This is a genomic window from Desulfosediminicola sp. (assembly GCF_048381775.1).
GTDB classification, from domain to species: Bacteria; Desulfobacterota; Desulfobulbia; order Desulfobulbales; family Desulfocapsaceae; genus Desulfopila; species Desulfopila ganghwensis.
In genome coordinates this window covers 298,992-320,301 of sequence record NZ_JBLXGE010000001.1, presented here as the reverse complement: position 1 = coordinate 320,301, position 21,310 = coordinate 298,992, and the positions used below count along the sequence as shown (strand labels likewise).

The window sequence follows — 21,310 nt, the reverse complement described above, 5'->3', positions numbered from 1 at the left end:
TGAGGCCTGACTTTGAGCTACGGAATTGAAATAGAAAAAAAATACCTCGTTAAAGATGACAGCTGGCGTGGTCTTGCTGAGGGGATATTGTACAGACAAGGATACCTGAGTTCCGGCCAGGGGCCGACAGTACGGGTCAGGCTTGTTGGAGAGGCTGGGTATCTTACGATAAAGGGGAGAAGTTCTGACTTTTCCAGCCACGAGTTCGAATACGAAATCCCACCTGAAGAAGCCAACGCCCTGCTGGAAACTCTTGCTACGTCCTCAATAATTGAGAAGTTTCGTCACAAAATCGACTATGACGGCTTCACCTGGGAGGTCGATGAATTTCTAGGTGAGAATCTTGGCCTGATAATGGCTGAAATTGAACTGGAGGCAGAGGATCAGGACTTTCCCCTACCAGCCTGGATAGGCGAAGAGGTTACCGGCGACGGACGCTACTACAATGCCAGCCTTGCCCGCAACCCCTACACAAACTGGAGTGAGGGCTAGCCCTCATTTCCCATGACCCTGTAAATCGAATCTCAAAAGAGCGCCAACACGAATTGCTTGAAGCGATTAAAAACAGAGTACTTTTCGTTTCAAATCAACAAAGGTCACTAGAAATGCCGGCTAGTTATTTTGCCATATCTGCGACGAAAAGTTGCGGCTATACAAGTTCTGAAAGAATAGCATTTGATAAAAGCCTGCCTTTTTCGCTCACTCTCAGATGTGTATCAGAGCTCTCCACAAAACCCGCATCCAGGAGCTTTTTCAGGGTGGTCCCGTAGTAAGAAAACGGATCCATGCCAAAACGGGCCTGTAGTTGCTCTAATTTCACGCCTTCGGTCAATCGAAGGCCCATTATCACAGTCTCCTTGAAAGCATCATCCTGGGCCAGATGCTCTCGTTCTATGACCGTTTTATTCCCGGCCATGATCCGTGCCATGTACTCAACCGGATCATCAACTCTGCGCTCCCGTACACCACCCAGATAACTCACCGCCCCTGCACCGGCTGCCAGGTACTCTTCGTTATGCCAATAGGCCAGGTTGTGTCTGCAGCGAAAACCAGGTTTGGCATAATTGGATATTTCATACCAGTCATACCCGGCCGACCCGGTACGACTCAGGTTCACCTCATCCATGGCAATGATGGTCTCCTCTGAAGGCAGATCCAGCATTCCCCTCTCGGCAAGCCCGGCAAAGGCCGTACCATCTTCAATGGTCAGCTGATACATGGAAATATGTTCCGGGTCCAGGGCTATCGCCTTTTCAAGGTTCCGGCACCAACTCTCCACCGTCTGATTCGGCAAGCCGTACATCAGGTCCAGGCTGATATTTTCGAAACCCGCTGCCCTGAGATCTGTAATGGCAGAAACCGCCTCACTCGAAGTATGACATCTGCCAAGCGCCTTGAGATCTTCAGCCAGAAAAGACTGCACACCGACAGAAACCCTTGAAAAGCCGGCTTTCTTCAAATCGTCGAGTTGAATTCTCTCTATTGTTCCAGGGTTTGCCTCAATGGAAACCTCTGCATCTCTTTCCACACCGAAGTTGTCTACACAGCAGCTCAACAGCCGAATCAGCTGCCTGCTCGACAACATCGTGGGAGTGCCACCACCAAAAAAGAGTGTTGTAAGTGGTCCCCCGCTATATTGCTTTGCTGTTTCTGTCAGCTCCCTGTGCACCGCCTCCACGTAGCTGGCGTGCACAGATTCCAGGCCGGGCCATGAAGAGAAGGAGCAATAACCACACTTGGACTGACAAAAGGGAATATGGATATAGAGAGAACTCATGCAAAAGAACCGGAAATTGAATATTTTTCAGGTATCGACGACCGCGGTGCTCTGATCAAACTCCACCTGTGCCAGTAACAAATTCAGACTAACGTCTACTCAGGGTTTCCCTGAGTTTGAGACACTCACGGGAGATCGTGTCTATCATGCCATTGTCAGCAAAACTATAGACACCATCACCAACTATGAAATGATCGAGGAGTTGAATTTGCAGATATGAACAGATCAGGTAGAGATTTTTGGTCAGGCTGATGTCCTGTGGTGATGGTCGAAGAGCACCTGAAGGATGGTTGTGGGCGATAATAATAGCTGCCGCATGTCTGGTCAATGCGCCCTGCACCAACTCCCGGGGATAGACGGTGTTCACGTTTATAGTGCCTTCAGCGACAACTTCAGAAGATAGAATGGCGTGGGATGAGTCCAGGTAGATAACTGAGAGAATTTCCCGCTTCAGCCCTCTCATCGAGTGCTCCAGGTACTGCCGGACCTCAGCTGAAGAGTGCAGATAGCGTTTCCCCTCGATACGTTGCTGCAGGTAACGGGATGCTACTGCCTGAATAAAACTGATCGCGAAGCTGTTTTTCGGGCCGACACCAGGTACCTCCTGCAACTGAATGGCTGGTGCCTCCAGGACTTTCGCCAGGGTGCCGAATCTCGCAAGCAGCTCCCTGGCCGATTCTTTGCAGTCTTTTCTTGGTGTGCCGAAAGAGAGCAGCAGCTCAAGGATTTCCGTATCAGTAAACCCATCGAGACCACGCGACAGATATCTGTCGCGCAGGCGGCCCCTGTGCCCTGCTCCTTTCTGCTGCCATTCACCCTTATCCACGGTTGTCTCAGACGATTAGCCGTTCAAGGCCTTGTTAAACAGCTCATTGGCCATCTTCGGATTCGCCTTGCCCTTGGTTTTCTGCATCAACTGCCCGACAAAATAGCCCATAAGCTTGGTTTTTCCGTTTCTGTAGTCTTCAGCCTGAGCTGGATTGGCGGCAACGATCTCCTCGACTATGGCCATGAGCTCTCCTTCGTCAGAGACCTGAACCAGGTTTTTCTCCTTGACGATCACCTCGGCGTCCTTGCCACTGTCCATCATATCCAGGAAGACGGTTTTGGCGATTTTGCCGCTGATGGTTCCCTTGTCGATCATGGCGATCAGATCACCGAGCTGGGCAGGAGTGACCTTACAACCTTCAATGGATTCCCCTTTTAATTCCCGCAGGAGCTCCGTCATGATCCAGTTTGCAACCTTTTTAGGGGTAGCCCCGGACTTCAGCGATGCTTCAAAATAATCGGCTAATTCACGCTCCGAGGTGAGAATAGTAGCATCATCCGCCGGCAAACCATAGTCTCCCAGGAAACGCTCTCTACGCTCTTGGGGAAGCTCCGGCAAAGTCTTTCTGATCTCTTCAATCCACTCTTCGTCTATCTCCACGGGGATGAGGTCGGGGCAGGGAAAATACCTGTAGTCGTGGGCATCTTCCTTGCCGCGCATGGACTCGGTGCGATTCTTGTCCGGATTCCAGAGTAACGTCTCCTGAATGACCTTCTCACCGTCAAGCAACAGGTCGCGCTGACGACGAACCTCATACTCCAGGGCCGTCTGCACGTTTCTGAAAGAGTTCATATTCTTCAGCTCAGTCCTGGTTCCGAGTTCCTCCTGGCCAACCGGACGAAGTGAGATATTGGCGTCACACCTGAAACTGCCCTCCTGCATGTTGCCGTCGCAGATATCGAGATAGCGCAGGATGGCATGAATCTTCTTCAGATATGCGTACGCTTCCTCGGGCGAACGCAGATCCGGCTCTGAAACAATCTCTAAAAGAGGTGTACCTGTTCTGTTCAGATCCACGTACGAGTATGGCTCAACCTCATCATGAATGAGTTTGCCCGCGTCCTCCTCCATGTGCATCCTGGTGATACCAATGGTCTTTGTCTTGCCGTCAACCTCGATCTCAACAGCGCCGTGCTCAACTATGGGCAGGTCAAACTGCGAGGTCTGATACCCTTTCGGCAGATCGGGGTAAAAATAGTTCTTTCTGGCAAACTGGTTATAGCGCCTGATGGTAGAGTCTGTTGCCAGACCCATCTTTATTGAATATTCCACCACTTTTTTATTCAACACGGGCAGAGAGCCCGGCATGCCGAGGCAGACCGGGCAGGTATTGGTGTTTGGTGGAGAGCCGAACTGTGTGGAACAACCACAGAATATCTTCGATTCAGTTTTGAGCTGCGCGTGTATTTCCAGACCTATAACTGTTTCAAATTCCATTGGTGTCAATCTCTAAATCAAAAAGGTTTGCTCACGCCCCGGTGCTTTCAGACGGGCCATGAATCCATTGTCGAATTTTGTCCAACTCGTCACGCCATCCTTCAGAGGTGCGTGTTTCGAGAAAAATACGTAATAATTCGTTAACTATACGAACAAGCTCTTCAAAAAGAAAGATTCTCTCCAGAATCATGCCTTCAGCTTCTTCCGGGTTATTCGAATCATCCTGCTCTGTACCGGCGGTCTTGGGAAGCTTGACATTCCTGAACTCCATGAGTGCGCCGGAGAGAGTGAAATTATACTCATAATCTCCCTGGACAAGCTGAATACGAGCCTGCTCCAGCTTTTTTCCCATTAAAAGACCTGTTCTTGCTTCCTGCAGTTCACTCTGCAGTCCTGAGCAAATACACTTCTCGTTGGTCTCTCCTTCACCATATTCAAGCAGCATGTGTTTTTCGAACACCACAATGATGTCACCAACACCGGGTAACTCGACGCTGCCGCCGCGCTGCTCGCTTTTAAACCAGAGCCAGGTGAGGAACTCCTGCCCAACAAAACGCTTTTCAGCAATTAAATCTACTAAATCCATGATATGCCTTTGAAAGGATTGTCTATTATTGGGGAATTTCCTACACTAATACTTCTGGATTGATCATCGCAAGGCGAGCTGCCTGTTCTTCATTCAGAAGGGTTTCACCAACAACATAAGGAATCTGTTGACGAAGCATCAGGTTGAAACTCTCCTGGAAAAAATCTTCCAATACCGTGTGGGCCTTCTTGTTGGTAGTAAAAAAGGTGAGGGTTGAATCTGAAAGGCTCCAGCATAATTCATACGTTGTTGGCACCGGAATAGCTTTCCTCATCAACTCAGTACGTACCCTTTCCTTGATCTCTACCTTGAGGGAACGACCGAGTTTTGGCACCTGTTTCTCCTGCTTGACCCGCTCCTCTTCCTTTGCCACAAATTTCTTGAGAATAGCAGGAGATACTTTACGCTCATCGACTCTCAAGGTGAGGGTTATGTAATCACCTGCCGCATAGGAGGCATACTTGAACTGAGAATCAAACATATTGAGAACTGAAACCCAGCCTATCGAGTACTCATCGAAAGTATCATCTATATCTCTGAAGGAGAAGGCAATCACCCGATCTGCAATAAAATCCAATGCATTTTCTGGTAGCTCACCTTCAACACTGAAGCGAACAAAGCTGGCTGAACCGCTTAAAAATCCCATTATTTTACCTTGAACGGTCCCTGAACTTCTGTCCCCCGATGCCGGACCGTATGACCTGGGGAACATGAGGCATGAAAAACGGAAATAATACTCTAAAAAGTTTTTTTTAGCTTTAACCTATAGCGTATCATTCAGGCTCTTGTCTATTTTCCCTTGAAATGTACCATTCTTATATTTTTTCTGCTTCACCTTAAACCTTGGTAGATCCGATGCTTTTGCCTTGACCTGCATTTTTGCCGATGATAAAAATCAAAGATAGATTACTTTTTCTGTTGACAGATACCCCGGTGTTTTGTAAATAACGGGGCCTCAGCGGGTCGTTAACTCAGTTGGTAGAGTATCTGACTTTTAATCAGAGAGTCGTAGGTTCAAGTCCTACACGACCCACCAAGTAAGTCCTGTCCCCATCGTCTAGTCAGGTCCAGGACACCGGCCTTTCACGCCGGCAACAGGGGTTCGAATCCCCTTGGGGACGCCACATATACAAAGGGCGATTGATTCCTGAGAATCAATCGCCTTTTTCTATGCACTTGGAAAGCCGGCACCTTGGTTGACATATGCACAGAAAGTCTGCTCAGCGATTGTGTAGACACCCTTTACAGATTCCAACTTTGACAAGTTGTATTGTGTAAAGTTAGTATGATCATATAGTACATGTATTACGTAAACATATTGATGTGGGTCGTTAACTCAGTTGGTAGAGTATCTGACTTTTAATCAGAGAGTCGTAGGTTCAAGTCCTACACGACCCACCATCTTTATTTTGTCCTCATCGTCTAGTCAGGTCTAGGACACCGGCCTTTCACGCCGGCAACAGGGGTTCGAATCCCCTTGGGGACGCCATACAAAAAAGGGCGATTGGTTATTACAACCAATCGCCCTTTTCTGGGTCTACACCAAAGAAGGGGGATGGTCCTTCCATTCTCAGATCAGATTGATCGAATTTCCAAAGTAGTCTAACCGCACAAAAGTCGTACTCTTAACCGATAATTACCAAAATTCCTAAACCCATATGCTCTTCTTTGAATAAGTTTCATCTTTCGATGAAAACCCTCGAGAATACCATTGCTTCTATAATATCTGAACATTCTTGCGATTGGCTCCAGCCAACTTGTAATCGTTTTTCCAAGAGTTCGCATAGGTTTTAAAGGACTCGCCTTCAGCATTTCAACTCGTTCCAGCAGTTCGGGGATAAGTTTTTTACAAGTGGTATGGTTTTTACCCTTATTTCTGCATAATTCAGTCAAATCCTGAGTAAATTTCCAGAGACTTTCGATCGCCGGTTGCTGTTTAAAGTATTGTTCGAGTTTCTCGCGTTTCAGAGGTGTAAGATTCTGCTTCCTAGTGCACAACATACGAATCAAGCCACCTCGCCCCCAGGCGAGATTCTCCTCATCTATGAGTTTGCAAGCTTTGGCGAAGTGGTGATTTATTAGTTTGATAACGTGAAATCTATCTGTAACTATTTTTGCGTTAGGGAACCACTTTCTGACCATCTTTCGGTAGGGGGCGTGCATATCCATGCAAACAACCCGTACTCGTTCACGTCCACGAAGAGTCTTGAGAAATGACTCCAATTCAGCTTCACTACGCCCTGGCGCTACGTCAAAGACACTGTGTTTTTCAAGATTACAAAATGTAGTAACGAACCCCATGCGCTTGGTGAAACGATGTTCGTCCAGACCAAGATATCTGGGACAAAGCCGTTCGGATCGGTGACTGATGTTCTGCAGGACCATCTGGTGATAAAACCGCTCTACAGTGGCGACGCTGATTCCACTCTCATAGGCCGCGTCCTTATTGGAATAGCCGCGATTGCATTTATAATACACGCTGCTTTTGAGTGGTTCTGTGGATCTATTCCATTTTTTGATACCGTCCATACGGCTATTAAAGTATCTACCGCACTGTTTACAGTGGAATTTGTGGCAGCGAATGTGGAGGGTGACAGGGTGTCCCTGTTGCGGAACACTTTTTATCTCTCGCCAGAAGCTTGCCTTGATCCTTTTGTTTGAGCTGTTGCACTTGGGGCATAGCGTGTCTTTCTTATAAACAACCTCAAGGCGGGCTGGACGGTAACTGAGCACCTTTTTGATTGAAAATCCTGCCAGCCCGATTAATAATTTCTCCATAAATTGATCTCCTTTCTTTGGTCGGAAATTTGATCAATTTATGAGGCATACCATAATAGTTTGGTATGCCTTTTTTATCTCTGAGGATTTTTTATCCCCCTTCTTTGAGGGAGAGCCCCTTTTCTTTTCTGATCGATACAACCGCTTACTTCTTTTGATAGCTGTTTCCGCTTATACTCCGGGCACGTAAAGAGAAATCAAACCAGGACACAAATTGATTTTTCCAGAAGGTACTGATGAGGGTACTTATCGTAGTTTCCCGTTGCCCCGTGAATACAGACCGATCTGCCAGCCGAATAAAGATCCATCAAGCCACCAATGAAATGTACAATTGCAGTGTGGAGTTTCAAGGGTAATCAGGGACTTTTTTAGCTTTACTGTCTCCCCTGCCCCAGGCCTAATGCCTCTTTTGTTAAGCAGAATGTCAGGGGGAAACTGAATGTAACACACTATCTATATGCCTAATATCAATCTGCAAAATATGTTTCTTTTCCACATCTCCACGACAAAGCGTCGACTTTCCATAATCTTGCGCTAAAGCTAATGATAATGATAATTAGCTTTCTGTAATACTTTCTAAAAGTATAATTTTTGCATTTTATTATTTATACTTCTAATCATCCTACTCTCAACTAAAACAACCTTTTTCATACCACCCTATTATAGAGCTGTTTTTCTCCCCTCTAATTTTTTCTCATAGAGAAAAGCATATTAGGGAAACTCCACCTTTCATCTATTATTCAATTGTCATTCATTTTCCACTACTGCAGCCAAAGATGTTTTGCAGGAAGTATATTTATAAAGAAACCTCCTGGCACTGCATTGTACGTCTCACAATTGGTCCTTCTTGATCCATTGCTCATCATCCGCATAATATTCCCCCTGGCTACTCGTCTCCTGAACTTTTGACCATATTAGAATCAGCAATTAAAGATCTCGTATATATAGCTGATTACTGAAGCGTGAGGAGAAAGGCTATAGGAGTACCAACTTACAGCTCATCAGGTGTTCCCATCCACCCTTGGGGTTTGATTGCAGCAGGAATCATTGCCCAACCTGCTCCCTTCTTCTCGTCACCTGTTCAGGATAAATATGAATGGGTACTACACTCCGCCCTGACTCATCAGGTTAAATTTGATGCCTATCTGAATTGCAATAAAAGGAGCCTTGTACGACTCTAGTTCTCAATAGATATTTATTTAACACAACTTCCTGTAAGTTCTATATCACCTGCTCACTCCCCTCACCCCCTGCTTCAAGAATTTTGCAGAACAATAGCTGATTACCACTAAAGCTGAGTTTCAAGGAGTGAGGCGTGAGGAAAAAGTATTAAGAGCGACAGCTTAAAGCTAAAAAGCATTTCTCTATCAACCGATTCGCAGAATTATTCCGGGGATTGGCCACATGCCAACAACTCACGCCTGACACCCCACGCCCATCACTTCACATTTCCCTACTGAATATTGGTGGTAATGAGTAAATAATATGGATCACACAGTAGATTTTTAATTATACTCCTGCACAATTCTGCCAACACACCTCAACCACACTCCAATTGATCTCACTACGAACTATTAGAATCAGAGAGTATTCGACCCGGATAATAATCTTTCTAAAATTACTACAGACTGTTTCCTAAAAAATGCTGTATGTATCTGTCTTATTATAATATACCTAACACACCCACCTCATCAGCTACTGTACTTGCTAACTGGAGCAAAACAGCCCCCCTGATGCTCAGCAGGAATTGCCCAGGTGTGAGGTGGCGATAGAATTAAACGGCATAGAGTGAGAACTGATGTTCGTTCAAGAAAAAATTGAAACGAATAGGAATTTACCAAAATTGACAACGATCAAAAAAAAAGGGATGTGGCAATAAGCCCACCCCCCTAAACATCTAGCATAAATATTTTCGACTGGTATACAAGATAACTTCTACACTATTGAAGTACCCATTGTCCGTTATAGTCTCTACATGCTGTGGTATATGTTGTTTCACGCCTGCCCTCGATCACGGCCTCTACTTCCGCCCTTCTACAAGGCCCTGAGGTGCTGGTAGTTGCGGGCTGGGGAGTAACGCTATACACATTACGGCTGTCTGGATTTTGCCATGTAATGGTCTGTCCTGACACTCCCGTCTCATATACATTATTTAAACGTTGGCGGTCATATTTATCCATTTCATTGCCAATCATGTATCCCGCCAAAGTACCAACCAAGGCACCAATGAGAGTTGCTTCAGTACTTCTTCCTATGGCCTGACCAGCAAGTGCTCCACCTGCTGCTCCAACTGCTGCTCCTGTCTGCGCTTTATTTTGGGGAGCACACGAAACCACCATTGTCACCAAGACAACAGCCAGTACCGCCCTCAAAGATGTTTTCATACTCCACCTCCAACTGGTGCTTTTTATCTTATTTATTCTATCACTCACTCAATTAATGGTAGGCACTATCCAACTCTAATGTCAATGATAAGCCTTAACGGGACACACCTTCAGGGTTGAAACCATAAAATGGTGATTACGTAAACAGTTCAAAACAATCTCAAAAACAATGTATTTTAATGCAATTACAGGTACTTTGTTGCTTATTATTTTGCCCACAAAAGATTAGCTCGTCATCGTCTAAACAATAGAAATAGATTTCCAAGGAATTTCATTGGATTAAAATGAAGGTGTCACACTTTCTTTCACTTGACACGTATTTCATCGAGGCAATAAATAGATAGAAGAAATGTTTCACGTGAAACATTTCTTCTATCTAAAAAGTCACACTTCTATTGTTTCAATTTTTTCGCTTTGCCACGGGTAATCTGCATAGTTGATTTTTCGTGAAAAAACATTCCAGTGATTGGAGGTATCATCATCATTTCTTGGATTTTCATCCTGCAAAAAGTGAAGTCCCTGGGAAGTGGTTCTTGCCTTAGCCGCTTCTATTATGAGTTGAGACACAATAGCTATATTCCTTAGCTCGATCATTTCAGCGCTGACCTTATACTCTTTGTACAGCGTTTCAATTTCACGAGCTATCTCAACGACTCTTTTGCTTGCCAGATCAAGACGTCGTGAGTTACGCACTATCCCAACATAGTTCCACATCACTCTTCGAAGAATATCCCAGTTATTATTAATGAGTATAGCTTCATCCAACAACTTACCCCTATTATCCATCCACTGAGGGCGATCTAGAGGCGTACTGTCTGAATGGTTGAGTTCAAGACTGTCGCAGTAATCGGCAGCTCTTTTGGCAAAAACAACAGCTTCCAGCAGTGAGTTACTTGCCAATCTGTTAGCACCATGAAGACCTGTACATGCCGTTTCTCCTAAGGCGAGGAGGTTGCTAATCGATGTACAGCCACTCGTGTCTGTCAATACCCCACCACAAAGATAATGTGCTGCCGGAACCACTGGTATTGGCATTCTAGTAACATCTATACCTAACTCTTTACATTTCCCATATATCGTAGGGAACCTATTTTTAATAAACTCTGGATCTTTATGAGTTATGTCTAAATATACACAATCATCACCACTCTTTTTCATTTCAGAGTCTATAGCTCTGGCGACAGTATCCCTTGTGGCCAATTCCATACGCTTTGGGTCATATTTGGCCATGAATCTTTCGCCTTTGCTGTTGACGAGAAAAGCCCCCTCCCCTCGAACCGCTTCCGAAATAAGAAAGTTTTTTGTCTGATGGTGGTAAAGACAGGTTGGATGAAACTGGATAAACTCCATGTTAGCAATTTTCGCCCCTGCCCTAAAAGCCATAGCAACTCCGTCTCCTGTTGCTATATCAGGGTTGGTGGTATAGAGATAAACTTTTCCCACACCACCGGTGCAAAGAACAGTAATTTTTGCTCTGAATTCCTTAACCTCTCCTTCTGTTAAGACAAAGGCTCCAATACATTTTTTCTTTGTTTCTCTCCCATGGGTAATAAGATCGATACATTGACAGTTTTCTAATATCTCTATATTGGAATGGCGTTTTGCTTCCGCCAGTAAAGCCCTTTCAATCTCTCTTCCTGTCAGGTCATAAGCGTGCGCTACCCTTCTTCTAGAATGGCCACCTTCTTTCCCGAGATCTAGGTCTCGCTTCTCGCCTTCCTTTTTGACGAAACCAACACCAATCTCAATAAGTTCTTGAATTCGTTCGGGGCCCTCTTCGACAACTATTCGAACCACCTCTCTATCACACAAGCCATCGCCAGAAATGAGAGTATCTTGGATATGAAGCTCAAAACTATCGTCTTCTGACAGCACCGCTGCAATACCACCTTGGGCAAGGTTGGTGGCACAAGCAATCTCTTCTTTCTTGGTGATTAATTTAACGGACCCTTTTTTTGCAGCTCTAAGAGCGAAGGAAAGTCCGGCTATACCTGTCCCTATAATCAAATAGTCACTATCCATATCAGCCTCATGCAATGTTTCACGTGAAACAATTCGTTAATTAGTTTTTTTAAGAACAGCTTTTGATTGTAAATTTACAGCGGTTTTTACCAAAAATCATAAAAAATGGCAGAAGATTAGCTCAATATGTGGAAAAACATTGTTCAACAATGGAATTTCGTTTAGATATTCTAATTATATTCCTATTTATTCTATCTGGGGGGTTGAATGTCGATGCCAACATCGTGTAAAACAATTGCTGTTGCCAATCAAAAAGGTGGAGTAGGAAAGACAACTTCTTCAATCAATCTTGCCGCTGCCCTGGCAAAAAAACGAAAAAAAGTTTTACTTATTGATTCAGATCCACAGGGTAATGCGTCAAGTGGTGTTGGAGTTGATTCCCGCTCTCTCAAGGCAAATCTTTACGGTGCATTTGTTGGAAGTTGCAGTATTGCTGATGCCGTAACAAAAACCAGTATTAAGAATTTAGATCTCGTTCCGGCTAATATCGATTTGGTAGCAGCAGAGATCGAATTAGTTGGAAGAGAGTCGAGAGAACAGGCATTAAAGTCAATTCTCAAATCGGTGAAGGACAATTACGATTATATCCTTATAGATTGTCCGCCATCGTTAGGTCTCTTGACCGTTAACGCACTCACTGCTTCGGACTCGGTGCTTATACCCATGCAGTGCGAGTATTTCGCTATGGAAGGGCTAGCTCAACTCGTAAATACAATACGTTCTGTTAAAAAGACTTTCAACAGTTCTTTGTACATCGAAGGATTATTGCTCACCATGTATGATACCCGCAATAAACTCACACACCAGGTTGCAGATGAGATTCAGCGTCATTTCGCAGAGCAGCTCTTCAAAACTGTTATACCAAGAAATGTTCGGCTAAGTGAGTGTCCAAGTCATGGTCAATCGGTTATCCAGTACGATATTCGGTCGAAAGGCGCAAAAGCGTATATTCAACTTGGAAAAGAATTTTTACAAAATCAGAGGTAGCATATAGTGGCGAAAACAACTGGATTAGGACAAGGGGTGGGACTTCTATTTGGCAACGATGAAGAAGAGAAGTACTTCGAGTGTGACATTGACAGAATTGCTCCAAACAAATTCCAGCCACGTGTCCACTTTGACGAAGACAATCTCAAAGAATTATCTGATTCTATCCGTGAGAATGGAGTCATCCAGCCTCTCATCGTTACCGTCTCTTCAAATGAAGATGGTTATGAGTTAGTAGCTGGGGAGCGCAGGCTTCGTGCATCTAAACTCGCTGGTCTGGATAAAGTACCAGTTGTTGTTATGGATGTTGAGGCCGAAGATACCCTGCTTGAACTCGCTCTCATAGAAAATATTCAGAGAACCGACCTTAACCCGATTGAGGAAGCAGAGGCATATAACAAACTTATTCAAAAGTTTGGTTATACACAGGAAGAAACAGCAAAACGGGTTGGTAAAAAAAGATCAACTATATCCAACATGCTGAGATTACTAAACCTTCCTGATTTTATAAAGCAGGACCTGGTTCAGGGTACCCTCTCAGAGGGTCACGCACGTGCACTTCTCCGTCTTTCAGATGATCTTGGTGCCATGAAGGACGTTCGTGATCAGATCATTAAAAAGGCCCTTTCTGTTCGTCAGACAGAAAAAGCTGTCAGGAAACTCACCGCCATCAGTAAACCGTCCCAATCATCACCGCAGAATAAGGATGCGAATGAGCTTCCAGTGACATACTGCAAATCCCTGGTTAATCAACTCACGAACAGGCTCTCATCTAAAGTTGCTATCAATCAGGCCGGCAGCAGAGGGAAAATCGAAATAGAGTATTACTCTCCAGACGACCTGGAGCGACTAATTTCTGTTATCATGAACGAAATCCAGGAATAGTTCTGATTTTACTACGTCTCTGCAAAGCTTTAGCTTGACGTCAGTGCATATTTCCTAGTATTTCTGAAAGCTCTGTAATATTGATAATCTGACAACGTTTCAATTCATAGCCCGGCTCTTTATTACATTTAGAGTCGGGCTAATCATACATCTCCTAAACGAAATATGATTATAAGAGCTTTTTTCTTCACACTTTTCTTTTTCCTTATTGCACAACCCTCATTTTCAGAAACCCTCAGCGTTAAGGGTGACAATGTTAACCTTCGTTCGGGCCCGGGGGTAGGTTTTGATATAAAATGGGCATATGGCAATGGATTTCCACTGCGCGTTGTTGAGAGAAAAGGTGAGTGGATAAAGGTCAGAGATTTTGAGAAGGATACCGGGTGGATACACACCTCACTTCTTTCCGGTGATTCTTTTGTGATCGTTAAATCACACAAAGGGACAGACAAAAAAATCAATATCCGTAGCGGCCCATCCACGAGATACGATATTGTTGGTAAAGCATTTTACGGAGTGGTTTTCCGTAAGCTCGACAGCAAGTCAGGATGGATCAAAGTACGCCATGAGAGCGGACTGGAGGGATGGATTAAAGAAACGTTAATGTGGCAAAGGTAGCCGGGAACCTTTTTTCCAAAAAAAAGCCGATAGCTTCATCTAATATGATGGAACTATCGGCTTTTTTTTTTCACAAATTGCATGTATGTCTAAAATGAGACTCATAACTGGCATGGTACAAACCACCAAGGACAACCAGCCATTACCCACAGCGGTTTTGGTCTTACCCTTTAGTTCTTTAAACTAGATTATGAGTAGCTATAAAATAAAAAAGCCTGATATCTGCAAAAGAGATATCAGGCTTTTATTATCTGGCGGAGAGAGAGGGATTCGAACCCTCGGTGGAGTGTTACCCCCACACTCGCTTAGCAGGCGAGCACCATCGGCCAACTCGGTCATCTCTCCAAGAATATTTAAATGGCGGAGGGAGTAGGATTCGAACCCACGGTACTTTCGTACAACGGTTTTCAAGACCGCCGCCTTAAACCACTCGGCCATCCCTCCATGCGGGTTATCTTGTACCATTAGCGGTGGCTAATGTCAACAATCTGTATGCACTGTAAAGAAAAGTATTTAAAAAATAGTCACATTTTTGTAATATCCTTTCTGCAAACCTTCCAATTTAGGGAATTCCTTGTGGGCCACAGTATATCCCACTGCTAAAATCAATACTATACAAAACAATGCCTGACGAAAGTTTGATAATAGAAAAGCAGCTTCAGGACCTCACCTGTCTTTATGAAATCACAAAGCAGCTGGCTTCATCAATGGATTTGAGCGATTGTCTCGAAAAAACGATGACCCTGCTTTCTGACATGAAAGAGATGGAGAATGGTACAGTCACCATCATTAACCCCCTCACTGGCAAACTTGAGATTGAAGTTGCCCATGGCATCACCGCAGAGGGGAGAAAGCGAGGTAAATATAAAATTGGTGAAGGTATTACTGGCAGGGTTGTTGCCACCGGAGAACCAATAATAGTCCCCCATATTGCTGAAGAGCCTCTGTTCCTTAACAGAACCCGCTCCAGAGGCGATATCAAAGACCAGAACCGGTCATTTCTCTGCGTTCCTGTCAAGGATGGCAACCAAGTTATCGGTGCCCTGAGTATCGATCGGATTTACCAGAAAGGACTCTCTGAACAGGCCAATACTGATCTTCAGTTTTTAACTGTATTAAGCGGCCTGATTGCCCAAACCTCCATTCGTATCCAGACCGTCAACAGGGAAAAGGAAGAACTCCATACAGAGAACCTCAAACTCAAGCGGGAACTGTCACAGAAGAACAAGATTAATGACATCATAGGCAACTCCAGCAAAATGCAGGATGTCTATGAAATGGTTCACAGGGTTGTTGATTCCAACGCCACAGTTCTACTTAGAGGTGAATCCGGGACAGGAAAAACCCTGGTAGCAAAGGCCCTTCATTACAACGGCAAGCGATCTGAAAAACCATTTGTGGTTGTGAATTGCTCCGCTCTTCCCGAAACTTTACTTGAAAGTGAACTCTTCGGTCATGAGAAAGGCGCCTTTACTGGTGCTAACGAGAGAAAGATAGGCAGGTTTGAACAGGCGGAAGGTGGTACGCTGTTTCTGGATGAGATTGGCGAAATAAGCAATTCTGTCCAGGTTAAACTGCTACATGTAGTTCAGGAGCGGAATTTCCAGAGACTTGGTTCAGCCCAATCCATAGATTGCGATGTTCGCCTTGTTGCTGCTACCAATCGCGATCTTGAAAAGGCAGTGCAGGAAGGAACGTTCAGGGAAGACCTCTACTATCGATTGAATGTTTTCCCTGTATACATGCCGCCACTTCGTGAGAGAAGAACTGATGTCCTTCTTCTGGCCGAATTTTTCCTCGATAAATTTTCCAAGGAAAACAATAAAAGAATTAGAAGAATATCAACCTCTGCGATTGATATGCTCATTCAGTATCACTGGCCGGGAAATGTGCGTGAACTCCAGAATTGTATTGAGCGCGCAGTTCTGATTTGTGACGAGGATACCATCAAGGGGATACATCTCCCCCCTACTCTGCAGACATCCGAACCACGAGGAGACGATAACCCTCTTTCTCTTACAGCTTCTGTTGAAAACTTCGAAAAAGAGCTTATCATAGACGGGTTAAAGAAGAACAATGGTAATCAAACCAAGACCTCAAAGTATCTTGATACAAGTCTTCGGATCATAAATTATAAGATTCATCAATATAATATAGACCCTAAAAAGTACAAAATCTAATCTGTGAAGCTCTTATTGCATACATGTTGCGGGCCGTGCTCAATCCATCCTATCAGTGAACTCAAGGATGAATTTGATATCTCCGCATTTTTCTTCAACCCTAATATCCATCCCTACAAAGAGTTTAAGAAAAGAAGAAATGCACTTCGTGAGTTTTGTGAGCACAACAGAATTCCCATTCTTGACCTGGGCGATTACGGGCTCCAGGAGTTTCTGCGCAAGGTAGTTTTCAAAGAATCACAACGGTGTGCAGTATGTTACCTCTGGAGGATGGAAGAAACCGCGGCACGTGCTGCCAAAGAGGGTTTCGATGCTTTTTCCACAACTCTCCTGTACAGTCGCTATCAAAATCATGAAAAACTCAAGGAATGTGGTTTTTCTTTGGCAAAACAATATAATATAGATTTCATTTATCGTGATTTCCGCAACGGCTGGCAGCATGGCATAGATAAATCGATTGAACTGGGAATGTATCGACAACCTTATTGTGGATGTATTTACAGCGAGCAGGAAAGATACGACAAGCGTCTGCGTAAGAAAAAATAACCCTACTCCCCTCTTATTATTTCAAAGGATCAATAGAAATGGTTTCCATGATCGTTCTGGCTACCCGTAATGCCAACAAAGTTAGGGAGTTTCGTGAAATTCTCAAAGATTTCCAGGTAGAATTGAAATCACTCGATGATTTTGGTCCTATTCCGGAAGCGATCGAGGATGGCGAAACTTTTGATGATAACGCCTATAAAAAAGCTCTTCACACAGCGAAAATATTAGGAATTCCGGCTATTGCAGACGATTCAGGCCTGGTAGTTGACGCGCTTGACGGTGCACCTGGAGTATATTCGGCACGATACGCTGGTGAGAACGCCACTGATGATGACAATTGTTCGAAATTATTGCAGGAAATGAAGGGCAAAGAGAATAGAACTGCTCATTTTAAATGTGTTCTCTCAATAGCAGTTCCATCCGGTCCAGCCTTAACATACGAAGGTTCATGCACCGGAACGCTGCTTGAAGAGAAACGAGGTGAAAATGGATTCGGATATGATCCACTTTTCTATTTCGAAGAGTTCGGCAAGACCTTCGCCGAGCTTGATATGCCAAGAAAGAACAGCGTAAGCCATAGAGGAAAAGCTCTAAACGAATTTAAAGCTGAGATCCCTAAGGTTCTCAAGTGGTTAGAACAACGCCTCTTAGAAGAAAAGCCACCGAAACCTGATCATGATGAATTTAAAGATAACGACTGGTCCAACACGTAAGCAACAGTTACTTTAGTCATATCTACATAAAAAAAGGGGGTTGATGTCATTCCATCAACTCCCTTTTTTATTCAACTTTCAGTTCTCTGCTCAAAAGATCACGCACTGCATCAGAACAATTTTTCTGTTCATAGAGTATCGCGTAGACCTGTTCAAGAATAGGCATATCAATACCAAGGCGCCTGGCGAGATGGTAACATGATTTGGTAGTCTTGACCCCTTCAGCCACCATATTCATTTCATTGACAATATCATCGAGCTTTCTGCCCTGGCCAAGCTTCAGGCCAACAGACCTGTTTCTACTGAGGTCCCCGGTGCAGGTCAGTACCAGATCACCGAGGCCGCTCAAACCTGAAAAAGTAGCCGCTTCAGCTTTCATTGCCACGCCAAGCCTGGTTATCTCGGCAAGACCCCGGGTTATGAGGGCTGCCCTGGTATTCAAGCCATACCCTAAGCCGTCGCAAATTCCGGCTGCTACGGCTACGATGTTCTTGAGCGCAGCACTTATCTCCAGACCAATAACATCAGTGCTGGCATAAACACGAAAACTTTCAGTTACAAAAAGTTGCTGGAGCATCTTCGCGGTACCTATACTCTTGCAACCAATTGTTATGGCTGTCGGCATATTTGCAGCGACTTCTTTGGCAAATGACGGCCCTGACAACACAGCTGTTTCTATATTCTTATCAGCAAAGGATTTATGAACATCATCCATGACCTGAGTCATGGTCATAAGAGTGCTGTTTTCTATCCCTTTAACCGCTGAAACAACACATGTCCCTTGTTGTAATAACGGTACAACATGCTCATATACGGCACGGAAACCATGTGATGGAACAACCATCACGACTACTTTGCAGTCTTCAAGACAACTCTCTAAGTCATCAACGGCTTGTAGTGTTTCCGGTAGAGGAAAACCTGGTAAATACTTTTTATTCTCTCTCTCCTTCTGAATATCAAGTATATGCTCAAGATTGTGCCCCCAGAGCCTCACTGTATGTCCTTTTGAGGAGAGTACCATGGCAAGGGCCGTTCCCCACGACCCTGCCCCAATAACTGCAACTGGCTTACTCTTCATCACCTTCCAACTCATCTTCTTCGGTTGAGTCTTCCTTGGCAACAGAATCCATGCCGACAACCTTCTCATCCTGTTCGAGATTGATGAGACGGACTCCCTGAGTAGAACGACCTATTACCCTCACCGTGGAAAGATCCATTCTTATCATCTTTCCTCTATCTGAGATAAGAATGATTTCATCTTCATCATCAACAAGCTTTGCTGCAATTACATTACCGTTTCGCTCACTCTGTTTGATACCAAAGATACCCTTACCACCACGTTTCTGTATCCTGTACTCAGCGATTGGACTTCTCTTTCCGTACCCATTTTCAGTGACGATCAAAATGGAATTATCGCTTGAAACGACGATTGCACTGACCACTTCATCATCTTCGGCTAACCTCATACCTGTTACACCGGCAGCGGTTCTACCCATGGTACGAATGTCATCTTCGTGGAAATGAATACTCATACCCTTTTTGGTTACCATGAGTATGGTGTCGTTTCCATTGAGGATGTGAGCTGCGATAATTTCATCGCCCTCTCTTATGGTGAGCGCCCTTTTACCTTTTCTGAGTGGCCTGTTGAACTCCTGTAAAGAAGTCTTTTTGATGCGGCCCAGTCTGGTAACCATCATGATGGTTTTTTCGAGCTCTTCATCCTCGAATGAGGCAACAGGAAGGATTGCTGCAACTTTCTCATCCTCCGCCAGTTCAAGAAGATTCACAATTGCTTTACCCCTGGCTGTTCTACCAGCCATTGGCAATTGATAAACTTTTCTCCAGAATACTTTTCCGTGATTAGTGAAAAAGAGAAATGTATCGAGAGTTGAGGCAACATAGAGATTAGACACAAAATCTTCTTCTATGTTTTTAACCCCTGTTACACCTTTACCGCCTCTGTTCTGGGATCTGTAGAGATTGACAGGATTTCGTTTGATATAACCTGAATGGGTTACCGTAACTACCATATCCTCAGGCGCTATGAGGTCTTCAGGTAGAATTTCGTCTACAGCATCGACAATCTCGGTACGGCGTTCATCACCATATGTTTCCTTAATCTCGATTAACTCATCCCTGACGATTTTCATAACCAGTCCTTCACTGGCAAGAATTTCTCTCAGCCGGTCTATCTCTTTCAGAACATCAGCATAGTCACTTGCGATTTTCTCGCGTTCGAGGCCGGTGAGCCTGTGCAGCCGCATATCAAGAATTGTCTGAGCCTGTTTTTCGGACAAATCAAATCGTTCTATAAGACCAATTTTTGCTTCCGCCGCATTTTTAGAACCCTTGATAAGTGCAACGACATCATCAAGATTGTTAATCGCAATATTCAAACCTTCGAGAATATGTGCTTTCTCTTCGGCTTTGTTTAGCTCAAAAGCGGTTCGTCTATAAACAACCACCTTTCGGTGAAGAATGAAGTGTTCCAGTATCTGTTTAATATTGAGTACTTCTGGCTTATTGTTAACAATCGCCAGAAAAATGATACCAAACGACTTCTGCATGGGGGTCATCTTGTAGAGCTGGTTGATGACCACTTCTGCTATTTCATCTTTCTTCAGTTCCAGTACAACCCGTAAACCGTGCCTGTCGGATTCATCACGAACTTCTGAGATAGAATCTATCTTCTTATCCTTGACGAGAATTGCGATCTTTTCTACCAGATGCGCTTTGTTCTGCTGATAAGGAATTTCTGTGATAATGATCGCTTCGCGCTTGCCATTTTTTGATTTTTCAACATGGGTCAACGCCCGCATGGTAATGACACCACGCCCGGTTTCATAGGCCTCACGAATACCAGCGCGACCGCAGATGAGAGCACCTGTAGGGAAATCAGGCCCGGTGATGATAGACATCAACTCGTGCACAGTTATATTCGGATCATCCACCATGGCAATAAGGCCATTGAGTACTTCAGTTATATTATGCGGTGGAATATTGGTCGCCATGCCCACAGCAATACCGGAAGAACCGTTTACCAGAAGGTTCGGGATCTTACTTGGCATTACTGCTGGTTCCTGCAGAGAGTTGTCGTAGTTGGGAACCCAGTCTACGGTTTCTTTCTCAAGATCTGCAACTATTTCCCTGTCTATACGCGTCATCCTTGCTTCGGTGTAACGCATAGCAGCAGGAGAATCACCATCCAGGGAACCGAAGTTACCCTGGCCATCTACCAGCGGGTATCTCATGGCAAAATTTTGAGCCATTCGAACGATGGTGTCGTATGCAGCGGAGTCGCCATGGGGGTGATATTTACCGATTACATCACCGACAATACGTGCTGATTTCACGTAGGGCCGATTATAGAAAACACCAAGTTCTCTCATGGCAAACAAGGCACGCCTGTGAACCGGTTTCAAACCGTCACGAACATCTGGAAGAGCACGTCCGACAATTACGCTCATGGCGTATTCGAGATACGATTTCTGCAGCTCTTGCTCTACGGATATCGTCGGAAATTCTTCTTGTTGAATTTCAATTTCGTTTGTCATAACTCAATAAAGAC

General features: G+C 44.5%; 17 protein-coding genes and 6 tRNA genes. 11 read left to right on the top strand and 12 right to left on the bottom strand.

The genetic code is table 11. The annotated features are described in order from the left end of the window. Positions 1 to 12 precede the first annotated feature (12 nt). Positions 13 to 492 (top strand): CYTH domain-containing protein, encoded by a 480-nt coding sequence (locus ACN5NT_RS01400; RefSeq protein ID WP_419174198.1) that lies wholly within the window; start codon positions 13 to 15, stop codon positions 490 to 492. 157 nt (positions 493 to 649) lie between these two features. Here ACN5NT_RS01400 and hemW read toward each other — a convergent pair whose 3' ends face one another. The 5 genes from hemW to rdgC all read right to left on the bottom strand — a co-directional run bounded on the left by hemW (position 650) and on the right by rdgC (position 5,275). Further along, the gene (gene hemW / locus ACN5NT_RS01395; RefSeq protein WP_419174197.1) at positions 650 to 1,777 is read right to left on the bottom strand and encodes a radical SAM family heme chaperone HemW; all 1,128 of its coding nucleotides are present in this window, start codon (positions 1,775 to 1,777) and stop codon (positions 650 to 652) included. A gap of 88 nt (positions 1,778 to 1,865) precedes the next feature. Then, on the bottom strand, positions 1,866 to 2,603 hold the full coding sequence (radC, locus tag ACN5NT_RS01390) for a RadC family protein (protein ID WP_419174196.1): 738 nt from the start codon (positions 2,601 to 2,603) through the stop codon (positions 1,866 to 1,868). Positions 2,604 to 2,618: 15 nt separating this feature from the next. Beyond that, entirely contained in the window at positions 2,619 to 4,043 is a 1,425-nt protein-coding gene (gatB, locus tag ACN5NT_RS01385; RefSeq protein ID WP_136796093.1) for an Asp-tRNA(Asn)/Glu-tRNA(Gln) amidotransferase subunit GatB, read from the bottom strand. Positions 4,044 to 4,074: 31 nt separating this feature from the next. Next, complete coding sequence (locus ACN5NT_RS01380) at positions 4,075 to 4,629, bottom strand: hypothetical protein (RefSeq protein ID WP_136796094.1); 555 nt, start codon at positions 4,627 to 4,629, stop codon at positions 4,075 to 4,077. 40 nt (positions 4,630 to 4,669) lie between these two features. Next, on the bottom strand, positions 4,670 to 5,275 hold the full coding sequence (gene rdgC / locus ACN5NT_RS01375) for a recombination-associated protein RdgC (protein WP_136796095.1): 606 nt from the start codon (positions 5,273 to 5,275) through the stop codon (positions 4,670 to 4,672). A 314-nt stretch (positions 5,276 to 5,589) separates the two neighbouring features. Here rdgC and ACN5NT_RS01370 point away from each other — a divergent pair. The 4 genes from ACN5NT_RS01370 (at position 5,590) to ACN5NT_RS01355 (ending at position 6,118) form a co-directional block, all read left to right on the top strand. Further along, positions 5,590 to 5,665 (top strand) — tRNA-Lys (locus ACN5NT_RS01370). Positions 5,666 to 5,675: 10 nt separating this feature from the next. Next, a tRNA-Glu gene (locus ACN5NT_RS01365) sits at positions 5,676 to 5,753 on the top strand. Positions 5,754 to 5,954: 201 nt separating this feature from the next. Beyond that, a tRNA-Lys gene (locus tag ACN5NT_RS01360) sits at positions 5,955 to 6,030 on the top strand. A 10-nt stretch (positions 6,031 to 6,040) separates the two neighbouring features. After that, positions 6,041 to 6,118: transfer RNA gene (locus tag ACN5NT_RS01355), tRNA-Glu, on the top strand. 113 nt (positions 6,119 to 6,231) lie between these two features. On the opposite strand, the gene ACN5NT_RS01350 is transcribed toward ACN5NT_RS01355, so the two are convergent. From ACN5NT_RS01350 to nadB, 3 genes are all read right to left on the bottom strand, one after another. Then, positions 6,232 to 7,407 (bottom strand): ISL3 family transposase, encoded by a 1,176-nt coding sequence (locus ACN5NT_RS01350; protein ID WP_176360038.1) that lies wholly within the window; start codon positions 7,405 to 7,407, stop codon positions 6,232 to 6,234. Between the two features lie 1,940 nt (positions 7,408 to 9,347). Then, positions 9,348 to 9,791: a glycine zipper domain-containing protein gene (locus tag ACN5NT_RS01345; protein WP_136796096.1), complete on the bottom strand. Its 444-nt coding sequence runs from the start codon at positions 9,789 to 9,791 to the stop codon at positions 9,348 to 9,350. Between the two features lie 384 nt (positions 9,792 to 10,175). Continuing rightward, entirely contained in the window at positions 10,176 to 11,813 is a 1,638-nt protein-coding gene (gene nadB / locus ACN5NT_RS01340) for an L-aspartate oxidase (protein WP_419174195.1), read from the bottom strand. A 207-nt stretch (positions 11,814 to 12,020) separates the two neighbouring features. On the opposite strand from nadB, the gene ACN5NT_RS01335 reads away from it, so the two are divergent. From ACN5NT_RS01335 to ACN5NT_RS01325, 3 genes are all read left to right on the top strand, one after another. Then, the gene (locus tag ACN5NT_RS01335) at positions 12,021 to 12,800 is read left to right on the top strand and encodes an AAA family ATPase (RefSeq protein ID WP_338031719.1); all 780 of its coding nucleotides are present in this window, start codon (positions 12,021 to 12,023) and stop codon (positions 12,798 to 12,800) included. Between the two features lie 36 nt (positions 12,801 to 12,836). Beyond that, positions 12,837 to 13,685, top strand: a complete 849-nt coding sequence (locus tag ACN5NT_RS01330) for a ParB/RepB/Spo0J family partition protein (protein ID WP_228721435.1) — start codon at positions 12,837 to 12,839, stop codon at positions 13,683 to 13,685. A gap of 165 nt (positions 13,686 to 13,850) precedes the next feature. After that, positions 13,851 to 14,303, top strand: coding sequence for an SH3 domain-containing protein (locus ACN5NT_RS01325; protein WP_136796099.1), 453 nt, complete (start codon positions 13,851 to 13,853; stop codon positions 14,301 to 14,303). A 252-nt stretch (positions 14,304 to 14,555) separates the two neighbouring features. On the opposite strand, the gene ACN5NT_RS01320 is transcribed toward ACN5NT_RS01325, so the two are convergent. Both ACN5NT_RS01320 and ACN5NT_RS01315 read right to left on the bottom strand, forming a co-directional pair. Further along, a tRNA-Ser gene (locus ACN5NT_RS01320) sits at positions 14,556 to 14,648 on the bottom strand. A 13-nt stretch (positions 14,649 to 14,661) separates the two neighbouring features. Beyond that, positions 14,662 to 14,747, bottom strand: a tRNA-Ser gene (locus tag ACN5NT_RS01315). Positions 14,748 to 14,926: 179 nt separating this feature from the next. Between ACN5NT_RS01315 and ACN5NT_RS01310 the strand changes: the two genes are divergently transcribed. Genes ACN5NT_RS01310 through ACN5NT_RS01300 form a run of 3 tightly spaced genes read left to right on the top strand, consistent with a single transcriptional unit; the run spans position 14,927 to position 17,742 of the window. Then, complete coding sequence (locus ACN5NT_RS01310) at positions 14,927 to 16,483, top strand: sigma 54-interacting transcriptional regulator (RefSeq protein WP_136796100.1); 1,557 nt, start codon at positions 14,927 to 14,929, stop codon at positions 16,481 to 16,483. Positions 16,484 to 16,486: 3 nt separating this feature from the next. Then, positions 16,487 to 17,029, top strand: a complete 543-nt coding sequence (locus tag ACN5NT_RS01305) for an epoxyqueuosine reductase QueH (protein WP_136796101.1) — start codon at positions 16,487 to 16,489, stop codon at positions 17,027 to 17,029. Between the two features lie 38 nt (positions 17,030 to 17,067). Next, entirely contained in the window at positions 17,068 to 17,742 is a 675-nt protein-coding gene (locus ACN5NT_RS01300) for an XTP/dITP diphosphatase (RefSeq protein ID WP_136796102.1), read from the top strand. A gap of 67 nt (positions 17,743 to 17,809) precedes the next feature. Here the strand turns inward: ACN5NT_RS01300 and ACN5NT_RS01295 are convergent, their stop codons facing one another. Further along, complete coding sequence (locus ACN5NT_RS01295) at positions 17,810 to 18,820, bottom strand: NAD(P)H-dependent glycerol-3-phosphate dehydrogenase (protein WP_419174194.1); 1,011 nt, start codon at positions 18,818 to 18,820, stop codon at positions 17,810 to 17,812. After that, a complete protein-coding gene (gene gyrA, locus ACN5NT_RS01290; protein WP_136796104.1) occupies positions 18,810 to 21,296 on the bottom strand; it encodes a DNA gyrase subunit A in 2,487 nt (828 codons plus the stop codon). Before gyrA ends, ACN5NT_RS01295 begins: the two co-directional genes overlap by 11 nt. Positions 21,297 to 21,310 lie beyond the last annotated feature (14 nt).